This is a genomic window from Streptomyces sp. B1866 (assembly GCF_031932565.1).
Classification (GTDB): Bacteria; Actinomycetota; Actinomycetes; order Streptomycetales; family Streptomycetaceae; genus Streptomyces.
Genome location: NZ_JAVSCF010000238.1, coordinates 1 through 9876, shown reverse-complemented (window position 1 = coordinate 9876; position 9876 = coordinate 1). Strand labels below are relative to the sequence as shown.

Annotated in this window: 7 protein-coding genes and 1 pseudogene; 2 read left to right on the top strand and 6 right to left on the bottom strand. The window is 74.6% G+C overall.

Annotation, left to right across the window (positions count from 1 at the left end; translation table 11 throughout):
• Positions 1-1375: AI-2E family transporter (locus RKE29_RS24065; protein ID WP_312007700.1), on the top strand; the 1375-nt coding region annotated here is incomplete at its 5' end.
• A gap of 142 nt (positions 1376-1517) precedes the next feature.
• Here the strand turns inward: RKE29_RS24065 and RKE29_RS24060 are convergent.
• Positions 1518-2051 (bottom strand): alkyl hydroperoxide reductase, encoded by a 534-nt coding sequence (locus RKE29_RS24060; RefSeq protein ID WP_312007699.1) that lies wholly within the window; start codon positions 2049-2051, stop codon positions 1518-1520.
• Between the two features lie 9 nt (positions 2052-2060).
• Positions 2061-2615, bottom strand: coding sequence for a peroxiredoxin (locus RKE29_RS24055; RefSeq protein ID WP_312007698.1), 555 nt, complete (start codon positions 2613-2615; stop codon positions 2061-2063).
• Between the two features lie 146 nt (positions 2616-2761).
• Here RKE29_RS24055 and RKE29_RS24050 point away from each other — a divergent pair, with 146 nt between their 5' ends.
• A complete protein-coding gene (locus RKE29_RS24050) occupies positions 2762-3727 on the top strand; it encodes a LysR substrate-binding domain-containing protein (protein ID WP_312007696.1) in 966 nt (321 codons plus the stop codon).
• A gap of 126 nt (positions 3728-3853) precedes the next feature.
• On the opposite strand, the gene RKE29_RS24045 is transcribed toward RKE29_RS24050, so the two are convergent.
• The 4 genes and pseudogenes from RKE29_RS24045 to RKE29_RS24030 all read right to left on the bottom strand — a co-directional run bounded on the left by RKE29_RS24045 (position 3854) and on the right by RKE29_RS24030 (position 9698).
• Positions 3854-6274 (bottom strand): FtsX-like permease family protein, encoded by a 2421-nt coding sequence (locus tag RKE29_RS24045; RefSeq protein ID WP_312007695.1) that lies wholly within the window; start codon positions 6272-6274, stop codon positions 3854-3856.
• Complete coding sequence (locus RKE29_RS24040) at positions 6271-6957, bottom strand: ABC transporter ATP-binding protein (protein ID WP_312007693.1); 687 nt, start codon at positions 6955-6957, stop codon at positions 6271-6273. The genes RKE29_RS24045 and RKE29_RS24040 overlap by 4 nt, the downstream gene beginning before the upstream one ends.
• Positions 6954-7478, bottom strand: a complete 525-nt coding sequence (locus RKE29_RS24035; protein ID WP_312007691.1) for a PadR family transcriptional regulator — start codon at positions 7476-7478, stop codon at positions 6954-6956. Before RKE29_RS24035 ends, RKE29_RS24040 begins: the two co-directional genes overlap by 4 nt.
• A 173-nt stretch (positions 7479-7651) precedes the next feature.
• Positions 7652-9698: pseudogene (locus RKE29_RS24030) on the bottom strand (SpoIIE family protein phosphatase).
• Between the last annotated feature and the right edge of the window lie 178 nt (positions 9699-9876).

The window sequence follows — 9876 nt, the reverse complement described above, 5'->3', positions numbered from 1 at the left end:
CGCCAGTCCCGGTGCCGGAGAACCCGCCCGGCCCGGGCCCGAGGACCACGCCCGGCGCGGGCCCGCCGCCGGGGCGCCCGGCGGGGCCCGCCGCCCGGGGTCCGGCGCCCCGACACCCCCCAGGCAGCCCAGGTCCGGCGGACCCGCGGAAACCCCCGCGCCCGCCGCCACGCCGCCCCCGTCCGGCTTCACGTCCGCCGTCGCCGCCCGTCCCGACCCGGTGACCGCCGTGCCCTGGGGCGTGCGCGTCGCCGCCGAGGTCGGCTGGCGGCTGCTGGTGCTGGCCGGGACGGTCTGGGTGCTGATGCGCGTCATCAGCGCCGTACAGCTCGTGGTGCTGTCCTTCTGCAGCGCGCTGCTGATCACCGCCCTGCTGGAGCCGTTCGTGGCCCGGCTGCTGCGCAAGGGCGTGCCGCGCGGCCTGGCCACCGCCATCACCTTCATCTCCGGCTTCGTGATCATGGGCCTGGTGTGCTGGTTCGTGGTCTGGCAGGTGATGGAGAACGTCGACTCGCTCTCCAAGCAGGTCCAAGCGGGCATCGACGACCTGCGCGACTGGCTGCTGCACAGCCCGTTCCACGTGACCGAGGCGCAGATCAACGACGTCGCGGACAGCCTGCGCGAGGCCATCGGCGCCAACTCCGAGCAGATCACCTCGGCGGGCCTGGAGGGCGTCACCGTGGTCGTGGAGGTGCTGACCGGCATCCTGCTGGCGATGTTCAGCACCCTGTTCCTGCTCTACGACGGGCCGCGCATCTGGAACTGGGTGCTGAAGCTCGTCCCCGCCTCGGCGCGCGAGGGCGTGGCGGGCGCGGGCCCGCGCGCGTGGCAGACGCTGACCGCCTACGTGCGCGGCACGGTGATCGTGGCGCTGATCGACGCGATCTTCATCGGCGTGGGCCTGTTCTTCCTCGACGTGCCCCTGGCCGTGCCGCTCGCGGTCTTCATCTTCCTGTTCGCGTTCATCCCGCTGGTCGGCGCGGTGGTCTCCGGGGCGCTCGCGGTGGTGGTCGCGCTGGTCACGCAGGGCGTGTTCACGGCGGCGATGGTGCTCGTGGTGGTGCTGGCCGTGCAGCAGATAGAGGGCCACGTGCTGCAGCCCTTCATCCTCGGCCGGGCGGTGCGCGTGCACCCGCTGGCCGTGGTGCTGGCCGTGGCGGCCGGCGGGCTGGTCGGCGGCATCGGCGGCGCGGTGGTCGCGGTGCCGCTGGTCGCGGTCCTCAACACGGTCGTCGGCTACCTGCGCTCGTACGCGAGCGAGCGGGCCTTCGGCGCCGTCCCGGCGGCCGCCCCGCCGGACCAGCCCGCCCGCCAGGAGGAGCCGGCCGGACAGGACCGGTCCCGCGAGGAGCGGCGGGTGTCCGAAGACGTGTGACAGCCGCCGCGGTGGCGGGACCGCGGGGGCGGGCCTGTCCGGGACATGACGCGGCCGGGGCCCGTGCGGTGTGTCCGCACGGGCCCCGGCTCGTCGGGCACGCCGGCCGGCCGGGCCCCGGCACGCCGGTACGGGCCAGGCGTCAGCCGCCCAGCACCGCCTCGGCCTCCAGCGTCGTGCCCACGGCCTGGACGACCGCGGCGATCTTGAAGGCTTCCTGGATGGTCTCGCGGTCCACCCCGGCCTTGCGCAGCACCTGCTCGTGCGAGTCCAGGCACTGGCCGCAGCCGTTGACCGCGGAGACCGCGAGCGACCACAGCTCGAAGTCGGTCTTCTCCACGCCCGGGTTGCCGATGACGTTCATCCGCAGGCCCGCGCGCAGGGTCCCGTACTCCGGGTCCGACAGCAGGTGCCGGGTCCGGTAGAACACGTTGTTCATCGCCATGACGGCGGCGGCGGCCTTGGCGGCCGTGTACGCCTCCGGCTTCAGGTGGTCCTTGGCCTCCGGCTCCAGCGCCGCGAGCACGCGCGGGGAGCGCGAGGCGATCGCGACGGCCAGCACCGTGCCCCACAGCTGCTGCTCGGGCAGCGGCGAGTTGCCGATCACGGAGCCGAGGTTGAGCTTGAGGTCCTTGGCGTAGTCCGGCAGGGCGGACTTCAGGTCATCGAGAGCCATCGCGACCGATCACGCACCCGCGAGCAGCTTGACCGGGTCCAGGGTCTGCTCGCCCTTGCTCCAGTTGCACGGGCACAGCTCGTCGGTCTGGAGGGCGTCGAGCACCCGCAGGACCTCCTTGGGGTTACGGCCCACGGAACCGGCCGTCACCATGACGAACTGGATCTCGTTGTCCGGGTCCACGATGAAGACGGCACGCTGGGCGTACCCGTCCGCGCCCTCGACGCCGGCCGCGCGCATCAGCTCGTGCCTGGCGTCGGCGAGCATCGGGAAGGGCAGGTCGCGCAGGTCGGCGTGGTCCTTGCGCCAGGCGTGGTGGACGAACTCCGAGTCGCCGGAGACGCCGAGGATCTGCGCGTCGCGGTCGGTGAACTCCTCGTTGAGCTGGCCGAAGGCCGCGATCTCGGTCGGGCAGACGAAAGTGAAGTCCTTCGGCCAGAAGAACACCACGCGCCACTTGCCGTCGTAGGTCTTGTGGTCGATCTGCGCGAACGCCTTCTCCGGGTCGAGGTCCACACAGGCGGTCAGGTCGTACTCGGGGAACTGGTCACCAACGGTGAGCACGCGCTCTCCTCAGAGGCTCGGTGAAACCCCTGGTCACCGTGTTGCCAGAGGGTTTCCTGGGGGATGCAGGTGCGACTACAGTGCCACACCGGGCATTGATCAGGGAAATAACTATACTTGGCGATGTTGATCGGAGGTTTCTATCAGTGGTCGCGGCCGTGTCTTCCGGCGGGCCGGCGGGCAGGTCCCGGCAGCCCAGCCTGTCCCAGCTCAGGGCGTTCGTCGCGGTCGCCGAGCACCTGCACTTCCGGGACGCCGCGACCGCCATCGGCATGAGCCAGCCCGCGCTGTCCGGCGCCGTCTCCGCTCTGGAGGAGACGCTGGGTGTCCAGCTGCTGGAGCGTACGACCCGGAAGGTGCTGCTCAGCTCGGCGGGCGAGCGGCTGGCCGTCCGGGCCCGCGCGGTGCTGGACGCGGTCGGGGAGCTGCTGGAGGAGGCCGAGGCGGCCCGCGCGCCGTTCACCGGCGTGCTGCGGCTCGGAGTGATACCCACCGTCGCCCCGTACCTGCTGCCGACCGTGCTGCGCCTGGTGCGCTGCCGCTACCCCCGGCTCGACCTCCAGGTGCACGAGGAGCAGACGTCCTCGCTGCTCGACGGGCTCGCGCACGGCCGGCTCGACCTGCTGCTGCTCGCCGTGCCGCTCGGCGCGCCCGGCGTCACCGAGATCCCCCTGTTCGACGAGGACTTCGTGCTCGTCATGCCCGGCGACCACCCGCTGGGCGGGCGCGCCGACATCCCGCGCGAGGAGCTGCGGGAGCTGGACCTGCTGCTGCTCGACGAGGGCCACTGCCTGCGCGACCAGGCGCTGGACGTCTGCCGCGAGGCCGGACGCGCCGAGGGCCTGCCGGTCACCACCAGCGCCGCGGGCCTGTCCACCCTGGTCCAGCTGGTCGCCGGGGGCCTGGGCGTTACCCTGCTGCCGCGCACCGCGCTGCGGGTGGAGACCGGCCGGGGCGGGCAGCTGGCCACCGGCTACTTCGCCCAACCGGCCCCGTCGCGCCGCATCGCGCTGGCGATGCGGGCCGGGGCCGCGCGGCACGGGGAGTTCGAGGAGTTCGCCGCCGCGCTGCGGGAGGCGATGAGCCCGCTGCCGGTGCGGATCGTGCACTGAGCGGTGCCGGTGCGGGTCGTGCGATGCCCGGTGCGGGTACGGGTGCTGGTGCGGGGCGTGCGCTGAGCGGGGTGGGGCCGGAGGCCGGGCCGGGGCTCCGCCGCGCCCTGCCCGGCCGGCCGGCCGTCACTCCGTGCGCAGCCCGTCCGGCCGCATCATCCGCCACAGCGGCGGCAGACTGACGAGCGTGACCAGGGCGATCACCCCGGCGCCGACCCCGGCCATGGTGCCGACGCTCGCCCAGTCCACCGCAACGGGCCTGTCGACCATCGGGCTGAGTACGGCGCCCAGTGCCAGCCCGCCCGCGACCGACAGGCCCAGGCCCAGAACCACCGGGACGGCCGTCTGCCACAGGACCGACCAGCTCAGCGTGGCGCGCCGGGTGCCGAAGGCCACTAGGACGGACAGCAGCCGCCTGCGCTCGCGCAGCTGCTCCAGCGTCGAGACGATCATGCTGGCGCCGATCAGCAGCAGGGTGGCGGTGGCACCGGCGAGCAGGGCGGCCCGTATCTTCGCGAAATCGTCCGACTCCGAGTAGTCGTCGATCCTTCTGGCGCTCATCGACAGCGACAGCCGCGCGTCGGTGTTGCGCGCGTACTCCTCCGCGTCCGGCACCCGCGGGTCCAGACTCAGCAGGACCCTGGCACCGTCGGCGAGGTAGCCGGACACCTCCTTCACGGCGGACGGCGTGGCCATGACGCCGCTCTGCTCGAAGCCGGCCGGATCCGGCCGGGGGCCGACCACGGGGGCCGTCGCGGGGATCGTCCATGCCTTGATCTCGTCATCCATGTGGGAGACGTTCACCGTGGCGCCCGGTTTCATGAAGTCGCCGTCCCATTCGTGCTGCGGCGGGACGGTGAAGACGTCGCCGTCCTGGCAGCGGTCGATCCGGGCCAGCTCCCGGAGAGCGGCGCAGTCGCCGACGAAGATCCTGCCGGAGTTCCCGTCCGCGATCCTCTTGCCCGCGGGGAGAAGCAGGCTGTCGGTGTAGCCGACGGCCCGCCGGACGCCCCGGGTGCCGCGGAACGGCTCCAGCACCTCGCCGAGGTCTGCCAGGCCGCTCGCCGGCAGGTATGTCTCCAACTGGGCGCGGGAGGGGTCGGCCCCGGTCTCCTTGGTGTTCTGGTCCTCCACGGCCTGGAAGAGCATGGTCAGCGCGATGGCCCCGGCGATCGCCACGGAGATGCCGCTGACCGCGCGGGCCGCGGCGGCGCTGCTGAGCTGGAGGCGGCGGACGGCGAGCTGCCAGGGGACCGGGCCGCCGCGGGCGCGCAGGACGACCGCCTCCACCACCCACGGCAGCAGCGCGGTGGTGCCGACCAGGACGAGGACGATGCCGGCCGTGATCTGCGCGGTCTCCTGGCCGCTGTCGCCCACGAAGCCGTCACCGCGCGTCTTCGGCAGCAGCAGCGCCAACCCCGCCGCGGGCAGCAGCAGCCGCCACCACACGCGGCGGCGCCGGGTGGCGGCGCCGCGGACCACGCCCAGCGGCTCGATGGTGACGCGGCGCAGGGCGACCAGGGTGACGCCGACGGCCACGGCGGGGACGCCCACGGCGATCATCAGGACCAGCGCGCCCGACGGCTGGATGTCGGAGGTGAACATGCTCAGACCCCACAGCGACGCCGAGCCGGCCCACTGCCGCAGCAGCAGGAAGACCCCAGCGCCCAGCGCCAGGCCGATCAGGGAGCCCGACAGCGCTTCCCCGGCCGCGATGCGCCGGGTCATGTGCCGGTCGGCGCCGACCAGCCGCAGGGCCGCCAGCCGCCGGTCCCGGCGCTCGCCGCCGAACCGCGCGGCGGTGGCCACGAAGATACCCACCGGCAGCAGCAGGACGACGCAGCCGACGACGACGAGCAGGGTGAGCCCCGGGTCCAGAGGCTGCGGTGATCCCTCGTAGCCCCAGTGGTCGATGCGGTTGTACGCCCCCTCGGCATCGCCGGGGGCGTACAGGGCGCCGCGCGGGACGCCCGCGTAGAACCGCAGCTCGCGGGGGTTGGCCAGACCGGCCTTGCCGATGGTGGCGGTGACCCGGTCGCCGATCCGCTCCCGCAGCAGCTTCGCGCCGGGGGACAGGAGCAGCCTCTTCAGGGCGGGGGAGACGGCCAGCTCGCCGGGGCCGGGGACCCGGGACAGGCCGGGCGGCGGAGGCGGCCGGTCACCGTCCGGCGACAGCCGTATGCCGTGGATGCCCCTGCCGTGGAAAGCCGTGTCGACGGGCTGGACCTCCATGGTGGCGGGGCCGGGCCTCAGCTCGGCGGTCGACAAGGAGCGGGCGATGTCGCGCGCCTCCCGCGCGGACATGGCGTGCGGGATCGAGGCGGCGACCAGCAGCAGGGCCACGCCCAGGGCCACGCCGACGGCGGTCAGGACTGTCCTGGTCCAGCTCTCCCGGCCGCCGGTGACCGAGAACCGGGCGCCCATGGCCAGGTCCGCGGCCCAGCGGTGCACGGTCCCCTCCCGGCCGCCCCCCGCGGCCGGGCCGGGGGCGGTGCCGCGGGCGGTGGCGTGGCCGGTGGCGTGGTCGGTGGCGTCGGTGGGGCTCATCCGACGCCCGCCATGTCCCGCGCCTTGCCGTCGCGCACCACGACCTCCCGGTCGGAGTACGCGGCCACGCGCGCCTCGTGGGTGACCAGGACCACCGCGGCGCGCGTCTCCCGCGCGGCCTCGGTGAGCAGGAGCATCACCCGCTCGCCGTTGAAGGAGTCCAGCGCGCCGGTCGGCTCGTCGGCGAACAGCACGCGCGGGCCGGTGACCAGCGACCGGGCGACGGCGACCCGCTGGCCCTGGCCGCCGGAGACCTCGCCGGGCCGCTTGGCGGCCACGTCCGTGACCTCCAGCCGCTCCAGCCACTCGGCCGCCCGGGCCTCGGCCTCCCTGCGCCGCACGCCGTTCAGCCGCAGCGGCAGGGCCACGTTCTCCAGGCAGCTCAGCTCCGGCACGAGCTGGCCGAACTGGAAGACGAAGCCGAACTCCCCGCGCCGCAGCGCGCTGCGCTCGGTGTCCGCCATGGCCGTCAGGTCGCGGCCCGCGTACCGGACGGTGCCGGCGTCGGGCCGGACGATGCCGGCCAGGCAGTGCAGCAGGGTCGACTTGCCGGACCCGGAGGGGCCCATGACGGCGACGACCTCGCCGGGGTGGATGGAGAAGTCCGCGCCGTCGAGGGCGGGGGTGGGGCCGTACGCCTTGCGCAGCGCCTCGCCCACGAGGAGGGAGCCGGCCGGGGTCATGAGCGCACCTCCGTGGCGAGCTGGTCCAGGCGGGAGGCGGTCAGCTCCAGCCAGCGCAGGTCGGCCTCCAGGTGGAACAGGGCGTGGTCGCAGATGAGCTGGTCGGACAGGTCGCCCTCGCGCTTGCGGCGGGTCAGCACGCGCATCAGCCGCAGGTGCTCGGCGCGCTGCACGTCGAGCAGGTCGGCGGCGTCGCGGCCGGTGAGCAGGGCGATGACGACCTTCGCGTAGAGGGTCGACTGGAGGTAGGGCTCCGGCCTCTCGGGGGCGGCGAGCCAGCCCGCCACGTCGGTGACGCCGGCGTCGGTGATGGCGTACCGCTTGCGCTCGGGGCCGTCGCCGGGCTCGATGCCGTCGACCTCCACGAGGCCGTTCTTCAGCAGGCGGGACATGGTCGAGTAGACCTGGCCGTAGTGCAGGGGGCGGTCGTGCCCGAATCGTTCGTCGAAGGCGCGCTTGAGGTCGTAGCCGTGGCGCGGGCCGGACTCCAGGAGTCCCAGCAGGGTGTGGCCGATGGACATGAGGCCACTGTACACCACGTGTATACGCTGAGTGTATAGCTGCTTGTGGTGTGTTGAAGTGTTGGGTTTTCCCAGGTCAGAGGCTGTGCGGGCGGATCAGGGCGGGACGGGGTGTCCAGGCCGGGAGGGGAGGAGGCCCGGGGCCGGGGCGGTGCGCCGACCCCGGACCGGACTCACGGCAGCGCCAGCTCGAACCACACCACCTTCCCGGTGTTGAGCCGTGTCGCGCCCCATCTGCGGGCCATCCGGTTCACCAGGTACAGGCCCCGGCCGCCCTCGTCCGAGGGCCGGGCCTGCCGCAGCCGCGGCAGCTGCGGCACGTCGTCCCCGACCTCGCAGCGCAGCACGTCCGTCCGCAGCAGGCGCAGCGAGACCGGCCGCTCCGCGTACCGGACGGCGTTCGTGACCACCTCGCTGACCAGCAGCTCGACCGCGTCGCTCAGCTCGTCCAGCTCCCAGCGGGCCAGCGCGCCGCGCGCGAGCCGGCGCGCCTGCCGGGCGGTCTGCGCCTTCGGGTCCAGGTACCAGTACGCGACGTCGCTCGGCGCAATGCCCTCGAAGCGGGCCGCGAGCAGGGCCACGTCGTCGTCCCGGTCGCCCGGTCCGAGCATGTCCAGCACCTCGTCGCACAGCGGTTCCAGCGGCGGCGGGTTCGGACCGGTCAGCCGGGCCGTCGCGGTCAGACGTTCGCGCAGCTGCTCTATGCCGGTCCAAACGTCGCGCATGCGTGATTCGACCAGTCCATCCGTGTAGAGCATGAGCGTCGCACCCGCGGGCGCGTCCATCTCCACCGCCTCGAAGTCCACCCCGCCGACCCCGATCGGCGCGCCCGGCGGCACCCGCAGCACCTCCGCGCGCCCGCCGCGGTGCAGCAGGACGGGCGGCGGATGGCCCGCGTTGGCGATGATGATGCGGTGCGCNATGGCCCGCGTTGGCGATGATGATGCGGTGCGCGACCGGGTCGTAGACCGCGTACAGGCAGGTGGCCATGCGGTCGGTGCCCAGCCGCTGCGCCTGCTCGTCCAGGTGGTGCAGCACCTCCTGCGCGGGCAGGTCGAGCCCGGCCAGCGTCTGCGCGGTGGTGCGCAGCTGGCCCATGATCGCCGCCGAGGTCATCGAGTGGCCCATCACGTCGCCGACGACCAGCGCCACCCGGTTGCCCGGCAGCGGGATCGCGTCGTACCAGTCGCCGCCGACCCGCGCCGTCTCGGCGGCGGGCAGGTAGCGGCTGGCCAGCCGCACGCCGGTGGGCTGCGGCAGCGAGTCGGGCAGCATGGTGCGCTGCAACTCGTCGGCGATGTACACCTCGCGCCCGTACAGCACCGCCTTGTCCACGCCGAGCGCGGTGTGCGTGGCCAGCTGCGCGGCCACCAGCAGGTCGTCCGGCTCGAACGGCGGCCGGTCCGGGCGGCGTACGAACACCGCGGCGCCGATCACGCGGCGGCGGCCGCGCAGCGGCGCGAGCACCGTGCGCTGCCCGGTGGCCACCGTCGTGGTCTCGCCCATCAGCTCCGGCAGCGCGGCGTGCGCGGCCAGCGAGTCGCCGAACACCGGGCGCACCCCGCGCAGCACCTCCGCCAGCGGCCCGCCCGTACGCACCTGGCACAGCTCGGCCGCGGGCCCGCCGCCCACCGCCGGGGACAGGTCCGGCTGCGAGGGCAGCAGCGGCAGCCGGCCGCTGTCGGTGTCCGGCTCCTCCGGTATGCGGTCGGTGCGGCGCAGCCGCAGCACCACCGGGCCGACGGGCCGCTCGTCGCCGACCGGAAGCGGGTCGCGCAGGTAGACCAGGATCGCGTCCGCGAACGTCGGCACCGTGGCCCGGCACAGGCCGAGCACGATCTCGTCCAGGTCGATGCCGCGCGCGATCCGGCGCGTCGCGGCCCCCACGAACCGCAGCCGGTCGCCGCCCCGGTCCCGCGCGGCCGCGGCCTCGACCGGACCCGGGCCGCCGGCGGGCGGACCGGTCGGCACCGGGCGGGCCACGCCGCCGGACGGCGTCCCGCCCGCGGCCGCCGGCACCCCGCCGGACGACGGCGGAGACGGCGGGGACATGCCGCCGGAACCCGGCGCGGGCGGGCCGCCGGACGGCGTGTAGGCGGCCTCGCCCGGCCGCGGCCGGCCGAACGCCGCCTCACGCGCGGGCGCTTCGTCGGCCCGCGCGGGGTGTTCGCCCGCTCCGGCGCCCTCGTCCCGCGCGCCGGGTCGGTGTGCCGCGCCCATGGCGGCGTTGCGGTCCGCGTCCCACACAGGTTCGACCTCCGGGGTGCCGTGCTCCGGTCGCGCCGGGTACTCGCTCAGCGCCGCGCCCCGGGCCGGCGCGGCCGCGGCGGCGCGCCGGGGCCGCGCCGCGAGGCCGTCGTCCACGGCCGGCGGGCTGTTGCGGTCCGGGCTGTTGCGG